An 18,073-nucleotide genomic window follows, 5' to 3' on the forward strand; every position below is an offset into this window, starting at 1 on the left:
CGCGACATGAACATGAACAAGCCGGTCAGCAAAGTGCTGGTGCTGGACGACTGCCCGGCGCACAAAGAAGCGCTGAAGCGCTTTTGCGACGAGAACAATCTGGTCGGCGTGAAAGTCGGCAAGAATCGTCTGCAATCGGTGCTGCGCTCGAACATCGATCTGGGCGCGGTGCTGTTTGCCGAAAGTTATGGCGGCTCGCCGGAAGCGAGCGCCGAGATCGCGATCAGGATCAATGCGGTGCGCCCCGAGTTGCCTATCATCATGCGCCGGGACAGCGATCCCGGCATGGAGAGCTTGCCGGAGAGCTTGCGACGCGTGGTCTGCGCCGCGTACGTCGCGCACGATATGGCGCCGCTGCGCCAGGTGATCGACGACTACATCTTCAGCCTGGATTATCCGAACGCGCTGGTGCGTGGCATCGCCGACATGACGCAGGCGATTCTTGGCGATGTGTTCAAGGACCTGGCCATCACGTGCGACACGCCGTATATCGTGCGCGACCGCATCATCTTCGGTGAGGTGTTCAGCCTGATTCCGCTGGAAAGCGCATGGTGCCGCGGCTACATGATGATGCAGGCCGAAGAGACGCCGATCCTCGAACTGCTTGATCGCTATCAGATGATTGATAACGCGCGGCACGGCGAAGCGGATTTCAGCGACCTGAACAGCGTGCTCGGCGAAGTGACGAATCTGATCTGGGGTTCCTTCAAGAACCGCTACGCCGGCGACGCGGACGCCTGGACGCGCAGCCAGGTGCAAGTGCCGCTGCTGGTGAATCACAAGCACAAGTACATCTCGTTCGGCAGCGGCAATCCGCAACTGTGCTTCACGTATTGGTTGAAGGACCCGCAGTCGAACCGCGCGGTCAAGTTGCATCAACGTTTTGTGTTCAGCCTGAGCTGGTCGCCGGAGGACTTCAAGGAAGTCGCGGACGACGTCGGCGCAATGGTCGAGGCAGGCGAACTGGATCTGTTCTGAGTGTTGTCATAGGAAGAAACATGTCAAAAATTCTGGTGGTGGATGATTCGAGCACGGTGCGCGACGAAGTGGCCGGCTTTCTGAAGAAAAACGGTCTGGACGTCGACACGGCCGTGGACGGCAAGGACGGCCTCGCCAAGCTGAAGGCGAGCCCCGGCATCAAGCTGGTGATCAGCGACGTCAACATGCCGAATATGGACGGCCTGACAATGGTCGAGAAGATTCGCGGCGAGCTCGCGAACAAGACGGTCAACGTCATCATGCTGACGACCGAGAGCAGCCCGGCGATGAAGGAGCGCGGCAAGGCAGCCGGAGTGAAAGGCTGGATCGTCAAACCGTTCAAGGGCGAAGCGGCGCTGGAAACGTTCCGCAAACTGGCGAGCTGAGCGCGGATTTCGCTGCGAGTGAACGCAAAGGTGAGAGTTTTCGGGAGACTTGCGCTCGCCGGTGTTTGAGTCTGTTTCGCAGTCACGGCGACTGTCGAAACACGGGATAAATGCCGATAAACCGGCTGGCGCAGCGATCGAGGCGATGCTTCCGGACGCCTCTGCCTGCTCTAAGGTGAGGATATTCGGGACCTCCCGCGTATTCATGCGACGCTCGCCGCAACGCCTCGTTTATCGCCGCATGCGCGGACCATGCCGCTTTCTCCGCGTTTCGCGCATCGGGATCAAAACGGTGATCGGCGAAATTGATCCGCGCTCACGATCACAGTGCGCAACTCCCGCGTAAATCTCCCATCTTCATCACCCGCGAAGGCCCGCACGCGCGCCGCTGCTTACCTGGGTATGCAAATTACTCCACCGGCTTTAAAGGTGAGGGTTTGCGGGAGTGGCCTGTTTTGCAGTAGTCGAACCGCGCCCAGCATGCCTTTGCGGCCTGCCCCCAAGCTCGAAAGGTGAGGGTTTTCGGGAGCAATCCGACGCGCACCTCGCCTCGAACCCCAAGTGCTCCGTCTCTAAGGTGAGGTCTTTCGGGAGAGGAGCCGGTGATTCGTACGGTGCGTCACACGCGCCGACTCTTATCACGTTTCACATTGAAAGAGTTGGGAAGAAATTGGCAACCTAAGGGGCTGTTCCGCGTTTTGAGAACACCCGCAAGCAGGGAAGATGGCGACGCGGACGACAGGGTGCGCGGATCGGCTATATCCGCCTGCCAGATGCCTGTCTCTGAAAAACGATCGTCTCCTGGAATCAGTTGGATGAGTCAGCATATTCTTTTCGTGGGTGCCGACGCCGGCTTGACTGCCGTGGTGGGCGAATCATTGCGCGGCCAGGGCTGCGGTGTGTCGGCACGTCCGCCTGCCGCCGGGCTCAAGCATGTGATAGAGATGGAGCGGCCTTCGTTGCTGGTGCTCGACATCTCGGCGCCGCACGGTGACGGGCTCGCCGTGTTGCGCGACTTGCGCATGAGCGGCAACGACGTGCCCGTGATTCTGCTATCGGCAAGCAGCAAAGCAATTGATCGCGTGATCGGTCTCGAACTCGGCGCCGACGACTTCATGAGCAAGCCCGCCGACCCGGCCGAACTGCTCGCGCGAATTCGCGTGTTGCTGCGACGGCGCGGCTCGCTCGCGCCCGGCGCGCCAGAGACGCGGCCGCCTTATCGCTTCGGCCGCTGCGAACTGAACTTCTCCGCGCGCGAATTGCGCCGCGACAACGAGCACTTCGCGTTGCGCAGTTCCGAGTTCGCGTTGCTCAAGATCTTCGTCAATCACGCGATGACCGTGCTCACGCGCGTGCAGCTCAACGAGAAACTGCGCGGCAATAGCGTATTGCATCAAGGGCGTAGTTTGGACGTGTCGATCTGGCGGCTGCGTCGGCTGATCGAAATCGATCCGTCCGAGCCGCGCTATGTGCAAACGGTGTGGGGACGCGGCTATGTGTTCGTGCCGCACGGCGAACTCGGTGCGGCCGAGCGCGGTGTGATGGTCGCGCCCGGCGTGTAGATTTGCGGAGGATCAGGCGAAAGGTGAGGGTTTTCGGGAGCGCGTCATACGCTTCCTTTTTGCTCCCTTATTGATCCGTTATCAACGCGTCACACGGGCTTTGCGATTTCGCGAATGTCGGCGACCGGCGTTTGGCCGAACGCATCGCTCAATGCGTAATCGAGCAACTGGGTCGCACATTGTTCTGGCGTCGACAGTTTGCCATTGCGCTTGAGTTCTTCGAATCGCTCGCGCATGGGGAACTGTTCGACGCCGCTACCGCGAATCTCCGCCTGCATATTCGTATCGATCACACCCGGCGCCAGGCTGCAGATGCGCAACGCACGATTCGCATCGAGCGCGACGGCGCGTGCGTGATGATCGAGCGCGGCCTTCGTCGCGCAGTAGATGCTCCAGCCGGCATACGCGTTGCGTGCGGCGCCGCTGGAAATATGCACGATGCGCCGGTCGCTTGCATCGACGGCGGCTGCGGCGAGCGCGCTGGCCAGCATCAAGGGCGTGGCGACATTCAGGCTCACGGCGGTCGCGATGGATGCCGCGTCTTGTCCTTCAATTGGGCCGATGGGCTGCACCATGCCCGCGTTGTTGATCAGCAGAACCGTCTGCGCGCCGCTGACAAATCCACGCAGCGCATCGCTCGCGATCCAGTGCGCGACGCGCGCGGTGTCGGCCAGTTCCAGTTCGATTTCTTCGAGCAGCGCCGGGAAGCGCGCTTTGAGCGTCTCGTGACGCGAGCGGGACAATCCCAGCACGGCGATATCGCGAGCCAGAAGTTGTTCGGCGAGCGCCGCGCCCAGACCGCGTGTGTGGCCGGTGACGATCGCGCGGATCGGAGAAGAAGTGGTCATGTCGTCCTTGAGATTGTTGGCCTGAAAAGGTGGCTATTTTCTCACGCGACATTTTTCCGCGTGCGGCCGCTCTCACCCCCGGTGCATGCGCTTCACGTCAAGCCGGGCGAAACCGCTCGCGATACTGCATCGGCGTCGCGCCGATCCGTTTAGTGAAGACGATACGCATGCGATCCGCCGTGCCGAAGCCGCAGTCGTACGCAATCGCCTTGAGCGCCGCACCGCTGCTTTCGAGCAGCTTGCGCGCCGCATCCACACGGGCGCGTTCGACGAATTCATGCGGTGTCACGCCGGTCTCCTGCACGAACACGCGCGCGAAGTTGCGGGCGCTCATGCCTGCGACATCCGCGAGTTGCTTCACCGAAAAGCTCTCGCGAATCCGTTCCATGACGTGCGCCTGGACCTTGGCGACTGGCGAGGTGTCGTCGGCGGGCGCCGTCAGGTAGGGGCTGAATTGCGACTGGCCGCCTTGCCGCTGTGCGAACACCACCAGACGTTTCGCGACGGCGAGGGCCGTGTGCGGCCCGTGATCCTCCGCAACTAAAGCGAGCGATAGATCGATGCCCGCGGTCACGCCGGCCGACGTAACGAGTTGCCCGTCACGCAGATAGATACGGTCGAAGTCGACGCGCGCCTTTGGAAATTGCGCCGCCAGTTGCGCGGCGTGCTGCCAATGCGTCGTCACGTTGCGATCGTCGAGCAGGCCTGCGTGACCGAGCGCGAACGCGCCGGTGCAGATCGAACCGTAGCGGCCGCACTTTGTGGCGACGTTCGCTAACCACTCGAGCAGTGGCGCATCAGGCACCACGTCCGGTAGCGCCGGGCCGCCCGCGACCAGCGCAAGATCGAATGGACCGCGCGCCGTGTCGAAGGTGGCGTCGGCGACCAGCATCATGCCGTTGGACGCGCGCAGCGGGGCGGCTTCGGCGCTGAGCAACCTGACCTCGTAGGCATCCGCGGGCGCGATGAAGCGGTTGGCTTCGGAAAACACGTCGACCGGACCGGCGACGTCGAGCGCCTGCACCCCGGGAAAGATCGCGATCGCGACGGTGGGCATCGGAAGACTTCCTTTGACGAATGGCGGAATCCGCGAGGGCACGGCACCTATTTTTTGCGTCTGGCGTCAGAATAGGCGGATCGCACAACAACGCGGCGCCCCGTCATGGTAATCAAAAACCTTCTCCGAAGGCTCGACCTCACCACGCTGCAACTCTTTCTCGCGGTCTACGAGGAAGGCACGCTCACGCGTGCCGCCGAGCGCGAGGCGATTGCCGTCTCCGCCGCGAGCAAGCGTCTGCTCGAACTCGAACAGGCGGTCGGCGCCACGCTGTTCCAGCGCAACGCGCGTGGCATGACGCTTACGCCGGCGGGCGAAACGCTGCTGCATCACGCGCGCCGCGTGATGCGCGACATCGAGAACATCGGCATTGAACTGGCCGGCCATGCGAGCGGCGTGCGCGGCTATGTGCGCATGATGGCCAACCTCTCGGCGATCGTCGAATTCCTGCCGGAAGATTTGCGCGCGTTCCAGTTGCGGCACGAGCGCGTCAAGCTCGATCTGGAAGAGCGGCCGAGCGGCGGCGTGGTCGAAGCCGTCAACGACAGCCTCGTCGACGTCGGCATTTGTTCCGGCGACGCCGACACGCGCGATCTGCACGTCGAACACTACCGGCACGATTCGCTGGTGCTCGTAATGCGCGACGATCATCCGTTGGCGGCGCGCGAAAGCGTCGCCTTCGTCGAAACGCTGGATGGCGATCACGTCGGTCTGCACGCCGCGAGTTCCATCAACGCCCGCACGCATCTCGCCGCACGTCAGGCGGGCAAGCCGTTGCGGTTGCGCATCCACGTGCCCGGCTTCGATGCGGTCTGCCGGATGGTGCAGGCCGGCATGGGCGTCGGCGTGTTGCCGCTGAAGGTGTATCAATTGATGGGCCGGCCGCTGGGTCTCGTCGGTGCGCCGCTCGAAGACGACTGGTCGGCGCGCAGCCTCGTGCTGGTGGTGCGCGATGTCGATGCTTTGTCGCCGGTGAGCCGCCTGTTGTTCGACCATCTGCGCACCGTCGAAGCGTCGGAAGCCCAGCCCATCAACGCTTGAAGGAGAGCGTTCGCCGTTCGCGAACGGTCGTTGGCGATTTGCGGTTGGACGCTGCGGTCTTACCGCTCATAAGCTGTCTCCCAACACGAAACCAGCATCGGAGACAGCATTATGGGTGGACCCCTTCAGGGTATCCGCGTCATCGAGATCGGAACCCTCATCGCCGCGCCGTTTGCCGCGCGCCTCATGGCCGAGTTCGGCGCCGACGTCATCAAGATCGAAGCGCCCGAGAGCGGCGATCCCCTTCGCAAATGGCGCAAGCTGCACGAGGGCACCTCGCTCTGGTGGTATCTGCAGTCGCGCAACAAGAAGTCCATCTGCGTGAATCTGAAGTCGGCGGACGGTGTCGAGATCGTTAAGCGGCTCGCGGCCGACGCCGACGTCGTGATCGAAAACCTCCGCCCCGGCGCGCTCGAAAAGCTCGGCCTCGGCTGGGACGTGCTGCACGCTGTCAATCCGAAACTGACGATGGTCCGCATTTCCGGCTACGGTCAGAGTGGTCCGTATCGCGATCGTCCTGGCTTCGGCGCGATCGGCGAAGCGATGGGCGGCATCCGCTACACGACCGGCGAAGTGGATGGCGCACCGGCGCGCGTGGGCGTGAGTCTCGGCGATTCGCTTGCGTCGCTGCATGGCGTGATCGGCGCGCTGATGTCGCTGCTGCGTGTGAAGACGGGGCAGGGCGAAGGCCAGGTGGTGGATGTATCGCTGGTCGAAAGCGTGTTCAATCTGATGGAAAGCCTCGTGCCGGAATACGATCTGCTCGGCCATGTGCGCGAGAGGAGCGGCGGCGCGTTGCCTGGCATTGCGCCGTCCAATACGTATCGCACGGAAGACGAAGGCTTCGTCGTGATCGCCGGTAATAGCGATCCGATTTTCAAACGCCTGATGCAGGTAATCGGCCGTCCCGATCTCGCCGACGATCCCGCGTTGGCGCGCAACGACGGCCGCGTTCGGCACTGCGCGATGCTCGATCAGGCCATCACCGAATGGACTTCGCACCATTCCACCGACGACGTGCTGGCGGCGCTCGAACGTGCTGAAGTGCCCTCGGGGCGCATCTATTCGGTGGCCGATATCGTCGCCGATCCGCACTACCAGGCGCGCGACATGTTGCTGGAGGCGCAACTGCCGGGCGGCGCGTCGGTGAAGATGCCGGGGATCGTGCCGAAGCTCTCGGACACGCCGGGCGAAGTGCGCTGGCAAGGGCCGACGTTAGGCGAGCATACCGGCAGCGTGCTCAGCCAACTGGGATTCGCCAACGACGAAATCGAGCGGCTGCGCCGCGAAGGAGCCGTGCAATGACTCGCGTTTTGAACACCCCGCAATTTGACAAACTGATCGTGCAGGAAGTCGCGCCGCGCGACGGCTTGCAGATCGAACCCACATGGGTCGATACGCCCGACAAGATCGCGCTGATCAACGCGCTATCCACCGCGGGTTTCACCCGCATCGAGGCCGGCTCCTTCGTTTCGCCGAAAGCGATTCCTGCGTTGCGTGACGGCGAGGCGGTGTTCCAGCAGATCGAGCGGCAACCGGGCGTGATCTACGTGGCGTTGATCCCGAATCTGAAGGGCGCCGAACGCGCGCTGGCTGCGCGTGCCGATGAACTGAACCTCGTGATGTCCGCGAGTCAGACGCACAACCGGGCCAATATGCGGATGAGCTGCGAGTCGTCGCTGGTGGCGTTCGGCGATATCGTGCGGCACGTGAAGGGCTCGGGCGTGCTGTTGAACGCGTCGGTGGCGACGGCATTCGGCTGTCCGTTCGAAGGCAAGATCGACGAAGACCGCGTGATCGGCATTGTCAATACATATCGTGAGATGGGCATCGAGGGCATCACGCTTGCCGACACGACCGGCATGGCGAACCCGCGCCAGGTGACGCGCCTCGTCACACGCGTGCTCGAACGTCTGCCGGCCGCCGCGCTCACGCTGCACTTCCACAACACACGCGGGCTGGGTCTTGCGAATGTTCTGGCGGCATACGAAGCCGGCGCGCGCCGCTTCGATGCCGCATTGGGTGGCGTCGGCGGATGTCCGTTCGCACCGGGCGCGTCCGGCAATATCTGCACGGAGGATCTCGTGAACATGTGCGACGAAATGGGCATCCCCACCGGGATCGATCTGGAAAAGCTGATCGCGTTGTCGCGCGGCTTGCCCGCGTTGCTCGGCCACGACGTCCCGGGGCAACTGGCGAAGGCAGGCCGTAACCGCGACCTGCATCCCGTACCCGAATACGTTCTACAAATTTGATATTTTCCTAATCGATTAGACGACCGGACGGCTTCGCCGAATCCGGCATTGGAGACGAACATGAGTGACCTGGGCGCAGTCGCAACCGGCAACCGCGAGCACAGCTCGAACGATGCTGCGGCCATCATCCGCAAAGTGGCGTGGCGGTTGATGCCGTTGATCATGATCTGCTATCTGTTTGCGTTCTTCGACCGCATCAACATCAGCTTCGCGAAGTTCCAGTTGCAGAGCGACCTCGGCTTGTCCGACACCGCTTATGGCCTCGGTGCCAGCCTGTTCGTAATCGGTTACGTGCTGTTCGAAGTACCAAGCAATCTGTTTCTGTACAAGGTCGGCGCACGGCGCTGGATCGCGCGGATCATGATCTCGTGGGGACTGGCGACGGCCGCGATGGTGTTCGTCAGCAACGAGTGGCAGTTCTACGGGCTGCGTTTCGTGATCGGCGCCATGGAAGCGGGCTTCGCGCCGGGCGTGCTGTATTACCTGACGCTGTGGTTTCCGCCGAGCTATCGCGGGCGTATCACGTCGATGCTGTTTCTCGCGTCCGCGTTTTCCGGCCTGGTCGGCGCGCCGCTTGCCGGACTCGTGATTGGACACATGAACGGCGTGCTCGGCATGCCGGGCTGGCACTGGCTGTTTCTGCTCGGCGGGTTGCCGTGCATCGTGCTGGGCTATCTGGTGCTGAAACTGTTGAAGGACCGTATCGAGGATGCAGGTTGGCTGTCGCCCGCGGAAAAGTCTTTTCTTTCGGGGCAGATTGCGCAACAGAGCCGTCATCCGGATACCGGGCATTCGTTGATGGGCGCCATCAGGACGCCGGGCTTTCTCACGCTGGGGCTGGTGTACTTCCTGATTCAGGTGGCGTCGTATGGATTGAATTTCTGGGCGCCGCATCTGATTCACGTGGCGGGTACGAACAACCCGACGGTGATCGGCTTGCTGACGGCGGTGCCTTATATTGCCGGCGCAATCTGCATGGTAGTGGTCGGGCGCTTGTCTGATGCGAGCGGCGAGCGGCGCAAGTTCGTGTTCGGCTTGCTGGTGATGTCGGCGATCGGCTTCTTTGCCGCAGGGTTCTTCGACAAGCAGACGGCGTTGCTGGTCGTCGCGCTGGCTGTGATGGGGGCGGGCGTGGTCGCATCGATTCCAGCGTTCTGGGCGCTGCCGCCGAAGCTCGTCACGGGCGCGGGCGCGGCGGGTGGGATCGCGTTGATTAACACGCTCGGCCAACTCGGCGGGATTGTGAGCCCGATCATGGTGGGGCGTGTGAGAGACCTGACCGGCAGTACGACGCCGGCCTTGTATGTGATCGGTACGATGAGCCTGGTGTGCGCGCTGATCGTGCTCTACGGCTTGCCTGATTCGTTGCGACGCAGGGAAGCCGCGCGTTAAGGTGCCGCGAATCCGGCTTTGTCCGCCGACAACAGCAAGGCGTCCTCATGGCGATGTGAACCCCATCGCCGACTTTGAGTTTGCTCACGTCGCCGACCGCCGGGTCGGCTTCGACAACGTTGCATCATCGAAAACGCGGGCACGCTCTGCTTCAACGAGACACCTCTTTTTCTTTAACGAATGTTCGTGCATCTGACTGCCCATGACAGCCAGATAGTCGTCGAATCTGTTGCGCCTGAAGCGCAAATAAAATTCCTTTCCCGCAAGTCCATTCGCCAAACTGAGTAGCGCACCGTAGTCGACGCCGCTCTCCCCAGCCAGAAGAGCAACAGCTTTCTCTAGCGCGGCGTACCGGCTGGACAGCGGATCCATGGGGTCGAAGAGCGCATGAAAGCGCTGGTAGGGAACCAGCCGTCTGTGTTCGCCCGCGCGTCGCAACGTCAATGCGACTTGCTCGACGATATTGAGGTCCATGAATCCTTCCTGTTCGTACGTCGTTGGCGTCAGGCGTAGCCAAGCTGAGCTGTCGGAACCCATCGCAGGCTAGCCGACAATGGCCGCCTGCCGTTGATCTTCATCTCGTAGGTGATGACGTGCCCCAGTGCGAAGTCATGTCCGCGAAAAACCGCGCGGACGCTCGGCAACCGGTCCTGAGTCGTTGCCGAACTGCTGCACGGTTCCGGCCACGATGCCTACACGGGACCGTTCACAAACTCTTCAATGCCATGATATCGAGCGTGAAAAGAGGTGCGCAGTGGTAATCGGTCGCAGTGTTGATCGTGTAGAACTGCAGGCCCTTATGGCGCAACGGGCTGCAACTGCCCATCGGCCAGAGCGGGCAGACGCTGTAGGCAGGGACTGAATCTCAAGCGAGACACCTGCCTAATGTGTAGGACGGTCTTTCTTTGGGGGCGAAGGTTTCGCCGCACCGCAGCGTGTGGGGAAACGAGGGGAACGGACGTTTGAGGGCGCGGGGGAAAGACATTACCCCCACACGCCGTCGGCGCAGGCGTGCAAACTCACACTAACGCTAAACGCGACCGGCGCTCCAATGCATTAACTCTACTCACCTCAAGTCTTCAACGGAGAGGCAGCCACCGCTTCCCGCGATTGCACCTGTAAAACCGCATCGCGCTTATCGAGCAGATGCTGCCGAAGAATCGCACTCAGCTTCTTGCCATCTCGCGCTTCGAGCGCCTTCAGCATTTCATCGTGATCATGAATCGCACTGTCCCACTTCGGAATCTGGAAGTTCGACCGGAACCGGAGCGCCTGCAAGCGGCGATTCACCGAGACATAAGTCTGCCGCAGCGCTGAATTTCTGGCCGCCTCGTTGATCTTGTCGTGAATCGCCTGATTGCGGCTGTAGTACCCAGCCAGATCGTTCTGCGCGCGGCACGCGAGCATTGCGTAATGCAGCGCTTTGATCTCGGCGAGTTCAGCCGCCGTCATCCGCTCGGCCGCCAGTTCGCCGGAAAAAGCTTCGAGGCCGCTCATCAATTCGAAGGTCTCGCGTAATTCAGCCTCCGACATCTTCGACACCGACGCGCCACGATTCGGCGAAATCTCGATCAGCCCTTCGGCGGCCAGCACCTTCAGTGCCTCGCGCAGCGGCGTGCGTGAAATGCCGAGCGTTTCGCATAGCTCGCGCTCGTTCAGTTTCTTGCCCGGCTCGAGCACGCCTTCGACGATGAAGCGCCGAATGTGCTCTACCACCGTGTCATGCAAGCGTTGCCGCTCGACCTTCGGCATCAGTGGGGAAGTGGCAATGCTCGCCTCGAAATCCGAATTTTGCATACAAAAGTCCTCAACATCCATTAACTCGGATTTTATCGGAAGCTGAAAGATTAGTTAACAGCGCGGGTAAACACCGGTGACGATACGCAATTTTCGCCTTGGGATCGTCACATGTCGTCTGATATAGTTTTTTGAATGCAAAATTCAATCGGAGGAGCCCAATGCTCAAGCTAGACTTTCACCCCGCTGGCCGTCACTTTTTGCAGATCCCGGGTCCGAGCCCGGTGCCCGACCGTATCCTCCGGGCGATGAGCTACCCGACCATCGACCACCGCGGCCCAGAGTTCGGCGAACTCGGTCTGAAGGTGCTCGACGGCATCAAGAAAATCTTCAAGACGCAGCAGCCCGTGGTGATTTACCCGGCCTCGGGCACGGGCGCCTGGGAAGCGGCGCTGTCGAACACGCTGAGCCCCGGCGATCACGTGCTGATGTTCGAGACCGGCCACTTCGCCACGCTGTGGAAAAAGATGGCGGAAAGCCTCGGGCTGAAGCCGGAGTTCCTCGGCCTGCCAGGCATTGAAGGCTGGCGCTGCGGCGTGCAGCCGCAAATGATCGAGGAGCGTCTGCGTGCCGACACGCAACACGCAATCAAGGCCGTGTGCGTGGTGCACAACGAAACCTCCACGGGCGTGACCTCCGACATTGCCGCCGTGCGCCGTGCAATCGACGCCGCGGGTCATCCGGCCTTGCTGCTGGTCGACACGATTTCGGGCCTCGCGTGTGCGGACTACCGTCACGACGAATGGGGCGTCGACGTCACCGTCTCGGGCTCGCAAAAAGGTTTGATGCTGCCGCCGGGCATCAGCTTCAACGCGATCTCGCCGAAAGCCATGGCCGCCAGCAAGCAGGCCAAACTGCCGCGCAGTTTCTGGGACTGGACCGAGATTGTCGAGATGAACAAGACCGGTTACTGGCCGTACACGCCGAACACGAACCTGCTCTACGGCCTTAACGAAGCGCTCGAAATGATTCTCGGCGAAGGGCTCGACAACGTGTTTGCCCGTCACGAACGTCTCGCAGAAGCGACGCGTCGCGCCGTGCGTGCGTGGGGCCTGGAAATTCAGTGCGCGGATCCGTCGGTGTACAGCCCGGTGCTCACGGGCGTGATGATGCCCGACGGCATCGACGCCGATGCGGTGCGCAAGCTCATCTACGAACGCTTCGACATGTCGCTCGGTACGGGCCTCGGCAAGATGAAAGGGCGCATGTTCCGCATCGGCCATCTCGGCGACTGTAACGACCTGATGCTGCTGGCCACGCTGGCCGGCTGCGAAATGGGTCTGCGGCTCGCAGGCGTGCCGCTCAAGGAAAGTGGTTTACCTGCCGCTATGGAGTGGTTGAGCCAGCCGACGAAGGCATCCGGCCTGAAAGCCGCGGCCTGAGTACGCCCCGAACGCTGTCTCTTTGGGGCATCGAGCGAAGCGCAGCCAGCAGCGACTCGCGGAACAGGGAAGGCGGGGAGCACTTCCCTCACGAAGCCGCGCACAGAACGCGGCACGAACGAATGCAATGGTCCCGCGGCGCGAGCCGCCGCCGGACAACGACGCAGCGCGCCATCTCGGGCCCGCCGTCGACACATGCAATGGAGATAGACGATGAAGCGGTTTCGTGTGACCAGTGCGACCAGTATCGTTCTAGTGATGCTCTGCATCATGTACTTCATCACCTACCTCGACCGCGTCAACGTTAGCACTGCGGCTGCGGGTTTCGGCAAGGAATTCCATCTCTCGCATACGGAGGTTGGCCTGGTGTTCTCGGCCTTCGCGTATCCGTATCTGATCTTTCAGATCATCGGCGGGTGGGTCAGTGATCGCTTCGGCGCGAAACGCACGCTGATCTTTTGCGGCGCGATCTGGGGCGTCGCCACTTTGCTGACGGGTTTCGCCGGCGGGCTGGTTTCGCTGCTGGCCGCGCGCGTGCTGCTCGGCTTCGGCGAAGGCGCGACGTTTCCCGCCGCCACGTCCGCGATGGCGCGTTGGGTCGCCAAGGAAAAGCGCGGCTTCGCGCAGGGCATCACACACGCGGCGTCGCGGATCGGCAACGCGGTGGCGCCCGGTCTGATCGTGCTGGTGATGGCGACCTGGGGCTGGCGCGAATCGTTTTATATCTGCGGCGTGTTCAGCTTGTTGTGGGTCGCCGTGTGGGCCTTCACGTTTACCGAACATCCGAAAGACCATCCGCGTATCACGAGTGACGAACTCGCCGTGCTGCCCGCGCCGAAGCCGAAAGCCGCCGGCGTGCCGTGGGGCAAACTGTTTCGCCGCATGTGGCCGGTCACGATCGTGTACTTCTGCTACGGCTGGACGCTGTGGCTGTTCCTGAGCTGGATTCCACAATACTTTCTGCACAGCTATCACCTGCAATTACAGAAGTCGGCGATCTTCGCCTCGGTGGTTTTCTTCGCCGGTGTGATCGGCGACACGCTCGGCGGCATCGTGACCGACTGGGTCTTCACACGCACCGGCAGCCTGAAGCGCGCACGTAGCTGGATGGTGTCGGTCTGCATGTTCTTCTGCCTGCTTTCGCTGATTCCGCTGATGTTCACGCACAGCCTGTATCTGTCCATGGCGTGTCTCGCGTCCGGCTTCTTCTTTGCAGAAATGACGATCGGTCCGATGTGGGCGATTCCGATGGACATCGCGCCGGAATATTCGGGCACGGCGAGCGGCATGATGAACACCGGCTCGGCATTGGCCGCGATCATCTCGCCGGTGGTCGGCGGTTTTCTGATCGACTACTTCGGCAGCTGGGAATTGCCGTTCGTCGGCAGCATGCTGTTGATGGCGATCGGCGTGGTGCTCGCGTTCCGCATGCAGCCGGAAAGCAAATTCGCGCTCAACGCGGCTGACAAAGCGCATGTCGCCACGGGAATGGGCGCTTGAGCACGCCGCGCCGTTTCCCCTCTCCGCATGACGACACTATGACGACAGCACTTAGCCGGCTTCTCCCCGACGCACGCCGCAATCACGCTACGCTCGACACGTTGCCGCCCGAGCAAATTCCAGCCGATGCCGCCGCGGCCTACGCAATCCAGCACGAGATCCTGGGCGCATGCGGCGCGCGGATCGCCGGTTGGAAAATCGGCGCGAAGTCCGAGAGCGGTCCAATTCAGGGCGCGCCCTTACCCGACCTCGACCTGCATGCCGATGGCGCCCGTTTGCCGCACGAAGACTTCACGCCCTTGGGGCTCGAACTGGAAATCGCGTTTCGTTTCGGGCGGCGCTTCGATGTTTCCGCCACGCCATATAGCGAGGCCGAAGTGCTGGCGAGTATCGGCTCGATCGGCGCGACCATCGAAATCGTCGCGAGCCGCTACGCCGGGTGGCCCGCCATCGACAAGCTCGCTCAACTCGCGGACTTGCAGAATCACGGCGCGCTGATCGTGGGCGAGTTCACGCCGTATCGCGAGGACTTTCCGTTCGTGGCGCCTTCGCTGCAATTCGATTTCGACGGACAGGATGTGGTTAAAGCCACGCCCGCCAATCCGGCCGGCGATCCGCGGCGCCTGCTGACGTGGCTCGTCAATCACGCCACGTCGCGCGGCATTGCCGTGACGCCTGAGATGGTCGTCACGGCCGGCTCATACACCGGCATGTTTTTTCCGAAGACGGCGGGTACGGCGAGCGGGCGCATTGGAGGACTCGCACCAGTCAGTCTCACACTGTACTAGCCGCTTCCCCTGTATTTGCCATAGGCCGACGATATGACGAACCCCACTTCCGCTTTACTCGTCAAGCCGATCCACCTCGTTCCGTCCGCCGCGCGGCTGACGAGTCCGCTCGCGCAGCATCTGCGCAAATCGCTGCGCGGCGACGTGCTGTTCGACGCGGCGAGCCGCGGTCGTTACGCGACCGACGCGTCGATCTATCAGATCACGCCGATCGGCGTGGTGGTGCCGCGCGATCAGGACGATCTGCGCATCGCACTGGAAATCGCGCGCAGCGAGAAAGTGCCGCTGCTCGCACGCGGCGCGGGCACGAGCCAATGCGGCCAGACGGTCGGCGAAGCGCTGGTGATCGATACGAGCAAGTGGTTGAACAATATCGTCGCCTTCGATGCCGAAGCGCGCACGGTGACGGTCGAGCCGGGCGTCGTGCTGGATCATTTGAACGCATGGCTCAAGCCGCATGGACTATGGTTTCCGGTGGATGTTTCGACCGCCGCGCAATGCACGATCGGCGGCATGGCCGGCAACAATTCGTGCGGCTCGCGCTCGATCGAATACGGCAACATGGTGCACAACGTCGAATCGATCGATGCGATTCTCGCCGACGGTAGCGAAGCGCATTTCGCCTCGTTGCGTGAGGCGCCGCAAGGCGCGCGCTTGCAGCAGATACTTGCGGGCGTGAAGCAGATCGCCGAACGCGAGCGCGACGAAATCGTGGCACGCGTGCCGAAGGTTTTGCGCCGCGTGGCGGGCTACAACATCGACGTGTTCGATTGCCAGAACCCGCGCGCTTATACCGACGACGGCGTCGCGAACCTCGCGCATCTGCTGGTCGGCTCGGAGGGCACGCTCGCGTTCAGCCGGCAATTGACGCTCAGGCTCGCGCCGCTGCCCGCGCATAAAACGCTCGGCGTGGTCAACTTCCCGACCTTCTGGCAGTCGATGGATCTCACGCAGCATATCGTCAAGCTGAAGCCGGTGGCGGTGGAACTGGTCGATCGCACGATGATCGATCTGGCGATGAGCAATCCGGCGTTTCGTCCGGTGATCGGCAAGGCGCTAGTCGGCGAGCCGCAAGCCATTCTGCTGGTGGAGTTCGCGGGCGAGGACCGCGAGGCGCAACTTGCTTCGCTCAAGCAGCTCACGGAATTGATGGCCGATCTCGGCTTGCCCGATTCGGTCGTCGAGATGCCCGACGCGAACGAACAGAAAGCGCTGTGGGAAGTTCGCAAGGCCGGGCTCAATATCATGATGAGCATGAAGGGCGATGGCAAGCCGGTGTCCTTTATCGAAGATTGCGCCGTACCGCTTGAACATCTGGCCGAATACACGAGCCGCCTCACCGAAGTGTTCCACCGAAACGGCACGGAAGGCACATGGTATGCGCATGCAAGCGTCGGCACGCTGCATGTGCGGCCGATTCTCGACATGCGCCGCGACGGCGCGCAGAAGATGCGCGCGATCGCCGATGAAGCGGCGGCACTCGTGCGCGAATACAAGGGCGCCTATTCGGGCGAACACGGCGACGGATTGTGCCGCGGCGAATGGGTCGCGTGGCAATACGGGCCGCGTCTGAATCAGGCGTTCAGCGAGATCAAGGCGCTATTCGACCCGGACAACCGTTTCAATCCCGACAAGATCGTGCGTCCGCCGAAGATGGACGACGCGCGCAATTTTCGCTTCGCGCCGGGCTACAAGGAACATCGCATTGACACTGCGCTCGACTGGTCGGCATGGAATGTCGAACGCGATCCGCTGACCGGACAGGAGACCTTGCCGGGCAGCGGCAAGGATCTGGCCGGCGGTCTCGCGAAGGCCGTCGAGATGTGCAATAACAACGGCCACTGCCGCAAGTTCGACGCGGGCACCATGTGCCCGAGCTATCGCGTGACGAAGGACGAGCAGCACGTCACTCGCGGACGCGCGAACACTTTGCGCCTCGCGATTTCCGGTCAACTCGGCGAAGCGGGTCTCGCGAGCGACGGCGTGAAGGAAACGCTCGATCTGTGCGTGTCCTGCAAGGGCTGCAAGCGCGATTGCCCGACGGGCGTCGATATGGCGAAGTTCAAGATCGAGGCACGGGCGGCGCGCGTCAAGCGTCACGGGCTGCGTCTGCGTGACAAGCTGGTGGCTTTCATGCCGCGTTACGCGTCGACGGCTAGCCGCATGCCGGGCTTGATGGCGCTGGCCGACAACGTGCCGGTGCTGTCGGCGTGGTTCAAGCGGTCCGTGGGCTTCGCGCCCGAGCGAAGCTTGCCGCGCTTCAAGAAGTCGTTTTTGGCCGATGCGGTGTCATCGCGCAAAGCAGACCAAGGTGACGCGCTCAAAGAAGTCCTGCTATTCGTCGACACGTTCAACAACAACATGGAGCCGGAGAACGCGCGCGCCGCGCAGCAGGTGTTGGAGGCTGCGGGCTACACGGTGCACTTCAACACGCGCCAGGGCGAGCGGCCCGTTTGCTGCGGCCGCACGTTCCTCGCGGCGGGTCTCGTCGATGAAGCGAAGCAGGAAGCGCGGCGCATGCTCGATCTGTTCAAGCCGTTCGTGGAGCGCGGCGTGCCGATCGTCGGGTTGGAGCCGTCTTGCTTGCTGTCGTTGCGCGACGAGTTCCTGCACTATGGCTTTGGCGACGAAGCGCAGCGGTTGTCGAAACAGGCGTTTCTATTCGAAGAGTTTCTGGTGCGCGAGGAAAAGGCCGGGCGTCTGCAGCTTGTGCTAAAGCCTTTGGCGAAGCAGCAGGCGCTGGTGCATGGCCATTGCCATCAAAAGGCCTTCGACGCCTTCACGCCCGTGCAAACCGTGTTGAAGTGGATTCCTGAATTGAAGGTATCGACGGTGGAATCGTCATGCTGCGGAATGGCAGGCAGTTTCGGCTACGAGGCCGAGCATTACGCGACGTCACAGGCGATGGCGGAACTGTCGCTGCTGCCGGCGGTGCGCAAGATGGACGGCGACATGTTCATGGTCGCGGACGGCACGAGTTGCCGGCATCAGATTCACGATGGCGCGGGCGTCGACGCGATCCACGTGGCGCGTGTGCTGGCGATGGCGTTGCGGTGAGCGTTTCCGGGAGTCGAAAAAGCCGTTGAA

Annotated in this window: 15 protein-coding genes; 11 read left to right on the plus strand and 4 right to left on the minus strand. The window is 62.3% G+C overall.

What is annotated here, in order from left to right; translation table 11 throughout:
- Positions 1–6: 6 nt before the first annotated feature.
- From B0G71_RS31330 to B0G71_RS31340, 3 genes are all read left to right on the plus strand, one after another.
- Positions 7–978: a chemotaxis protein CheX gene (locus tag B0G71_RS31330; RefSeq protein WP_116146662.1), complete on the plus strand. Its 972-nt coding sequence runs from the start codon at positions 7–9 to the stop codon at positions 976–978.
- A gap of 20 nt (positions 979–998) precedes the next feature.
- Entirely contained in the window at positions 999–1,364 is a 366-nt protein-coding gene (locus B0G71_RS31335) for a response regulator (RefSeq protein ID WP_116146664.1), read from the plus strand.
- Between the two features lie 815 nt (positions 1,365–2,179).
- Positions 2,180–2,926: a winged helix-turn-helix domain-containing protein gene (locus B0G71_RS31340; RefSeq protein WP_116122749.1), complete on the plus strand. Its 747-nt coding sequence runs from the start codon at positions 2,180–2,182 to the stop codon at positions 2,924–2,926.
- An 89-nt stretch (positions 2,927–3,015) separates the two neighbouring features.
- On the opposite strand, the gene B0G71_RS31345 is transcribed toward B0G71_RS31340, so the two are convergent.
- Positions 3,016–3,774: an SDR family oxidoreductase gene (locus B0G71_RS31345; RefSeq protein WP_116146666.1), complete on the minus strand. Its 759-nt coding sequence runs from the start codon at positions 3,772–3,774 to the stop codon at positions 3,016–3,018.
- A 97-nt stretch (positions 3,775–3,871) separates the two neighbouring features.
- Positions 3,872–4,831 carry a GlxA family transcriptional regulator gene (locus tag B0G71_RS31350; protein ID WP_116146668.1) on the minus strand — a complete coding sequence of 320 codons (960 nt, stop codon included), beginning with the start codon at positions 4,829–4,831 and terminating at the stop codon, positions 3,872–3,874.
- Between the two features lie 105 nt (positions 4,832–4,936).
- Here B0G71_RS31350 and B0G71_RS31355 point away from each other — a divergent pair, with 105 nt between their 5' ends.
- The 4 genes from B0G71_RS31355 (at position 4,937) to B0G71_RS31370 (ending at position 9,519) form a co-directional block, all read left to right on the plus strand.
- Positions 4,937–5,872 (plus strand): LysR family transcriptional regulator, encoded by a 936-nt coding sequence (locus B0G71_RS31355; protein WP_116146670.1) that lies wholly within the window; start codon positions 4,937–4,939, stop codon positions 5,870–5,872.
- 111 nt (positions 5,873–5,983) lie between these two features.
- Positions 5,984–7,177, plus strand: coding sequence for a CaiB/BaiF CoA-transferase family protein (locus B0G71_RS31360; protein ID WP_116146672.1), 1,194 nt, complete (start codon positions 5,984–5,986; stop codon positions 7,175–7,177).
- Entirely contained in the window at positions 7,174–8,127 is a 954-nt protein-coding gene (locus B0G71_RS31365; RefSeq protein ID WP_116146674.1) for a hydroxymethylglutaryl-CoA lyase, read from the plus strand. Before B0G71_RS31360 ends, B0G71_RS31365 begins: the two co-directional genes overlap by 4 nt.
- A 60-nt stretch (positions 8,128–8,187) precedes the next feature.
- Positions 8,188–9,519, plus strand: coding sequence for an MFS transporter (locus tag B0G71_RS31370; RefSeq protein ID WP_106281570.1), 1,332 nt, complete (start codon positions 8,188–8,190; stop codon positions 9,517–9,519).
- 84 nt (positions 9,520–9,603) lie between these two features.
- On the opposite strand, the gene B0G71_RS31375 is transcribed toward B0G71_RS31370, so the two are convergent.
- Both B0G71_RS31375 and B0G71_RS31385 read right to left on the minus strand, forming a co-directional pair.
- A complete protein-coding gene (locus B0G71_RS31375) occupies positions 9,604–9,993 on the minus strand; it encodes a hypothetical protein (RefSeq protein ID WP_116146676.1) in 390 nt (129 codons plus the stop codon).
- 597 nt (positions 9,994–10,590) lie between these two features.
- The gene (locus B0G71_RS31385) at positions 10,591–11,316 is read right to left on the minus strand and encodes a GntR family transcriptional regulator (RefSeq protein ID WP_116146678.1); all 726 of its coding nucleotides are present in this window, start codon (positions 11,314–11,316) and stop codon (positions 10,591–10,593) included.
- A 161-nt stretch (positions 11,317–11,477) separates the two neighbouring features.
- On the opposite strand from B0G71_RS31385, the gene B0G71_RS31390 reads away from it, so the two are divergent.
- From B0G71_RS31390 to B0G71_RS31405, 4 genes are all read left to right on the plus strand, one after another.
- Complete coding sequence (locus tag B0G71_RS31390) at positions 11,478–12,698, plus strand: alanine--glyoxylate aminotransferase family protein (protein WP_116146680.1); 1,221 nt, start codon at positions 11,478–11,480, stop codon at positions 12,696–12,698.
- A 213-nt stretch (positions 12,699–12,911) separates the two neighbouring features.
- Positions 12,912–14,198 (plus strand): MFS transporter, encoded by a 1,287-nt coding sequence (locus B0G71_RS31395; RefSeq protein WP_116146682.1) that lies wholly within the window; start codon positions 12,912–12,914, stop codon positions 14,196–14,198.
- 38 nt (positions 14,199–14,236) lie between these two features.
- Positions 14,237–14,986, plus strand: a complete 750-nt coding sequence (locus B0G71_RS31400; RefSeq protein ID WP_116146683.1) for a 2-keto-4-pentenoate hydratase — start codon at positions 14,237–14,239, stop codon at positions 14,984–14,986.
- A gap of 33 nt (positions 14,987–15,019) precedes the next feature.
- Positions 15,020–18,043, plus strand: coding sequence for an FAD-binding and (Fe-S)-binding domain-containing protein (locus B0G71_RS31405; protein WP_116146685.1), 3,024 nt, complete (start codon positions 15,020–15,022; stop codon positions 18,041–18,043).
- Positions 18,044–18,073: the final 30 nt, after the last annotated feature.

Source organism: Paraburkholderia sp. BL27I4N3 (genome assembly GCF_003386115.1).
Taxonomy (GTDB): domain Bacteria; phylum Pseudomonadota; class Gammaproteobacteria; order Burkholderiales; family Burkholderiaceae; genus Paraburkholderia.

Bases quoted from the DNA above. Each gene is read 5' to 3' on its own strand.
- B0G71_RS31345 (WP_116146666.1), bottom strand. From the start codon at position 3,774: ATGACCACTTCTTCTCCGATCCGCGCGATCGTCACCGGCCACACACGC.
- B0G71_RS31385 (WP_116146678.1), bottom strand. From the start codon at position 11,316: ATGCAAAATTCGGATTTCGAGGCGAGCATTGCCACTTCCCCACTGATG.
- B0G71_RS31375 (WP_116146676.1), bottom strand. From the start codon at position 9,993: ATGGACCTCAATATCGTCGAGCAAGTCGCATTGACGTTGCGACGCGCG.
- B0G71_RS31360 (WP_116146672.1), top strand. From the start codon at position 5,984: ATGGGTGGACCCCTTCAGGGTATCCGCGTCATCGAGATCGGAACCCTC.
- B0G71_RS31365 (WP_116146674.1), top strand. From the start codon at position 7,174: ATGACTCGCGTTTTGAACACCCCGCAATTTGACAAACTGATCGTGCAG.
- B0G71_RS31335 (WP_116146664.1), top strand. From the start codon at position 999: ATGTCAAAAATTCTGGTGGTGGATGATTCGAGCACGGTGCGCGACGAA.
- B0G71_RS31400 (WP_116146683.1), top strand. From the start codon at position 14,237: ATGACGACAGCACTTAGCCGGCTTCTCCCCGACGCACGCCGCAATCAC.
- B0G71_RS31330 (WP_116146662.1), top strand. From the start codon at position 7: ATGAACATGAACAAGCCGGTCAGCAAAGTGCTGGTGCTGGACGACTGC.
- B0G71_RS31340 (WP_116122749.1), top strand. From the start codon at position 2,180: ATGAGTCAGCATATTCTTTTCGTGGGTGCCGACGCCGGCTTGACTGCC.
- B0G71_RS31370 (WP_106281570.1), top strand. From the start codon at position 8,188: ATGAGTGACCTGGGCGCAGTCGCAACCGGCAACCGCGAGCACAGCTCG.
- B0G71_RS31405 (WP_116146685.1), top strand. From the start codon at position 15,020: ATGACGAACCCCACTTCCGCTTTACTCGTCAAGCCGATCCACCTCGTT.
- B0G71_RS31355 (WP_116146670.1), top strand. From the start codon at position 4,937: ATGGTAATCAAAAACCTTCTCCGAAGGCTCGACCTCACCACGCTGCAA.
- B0G71_RS31395 (WP_116146682.1), top strand. From the start codon at position 12,912: ATGAAGCGGTTTCGTGTGACCAGTGCGACCAGTATCGTTCTAGTGATG.
- B0G71_RS31390 (WP_116146680.1), top strand. From the start codon at position 11,478: ATGCTCAAGCTAGACTTTCACCCCGCTGGCCGTCACTTTTTGCAGATC.
- B0G71_RS31350 (WP_116146668.1), bottom strand. From the start codon at position 4,831: ATGCCCACCGTCGCGATCGCGATCTTTCCCGGGGTGCAGGCGCTCGAC.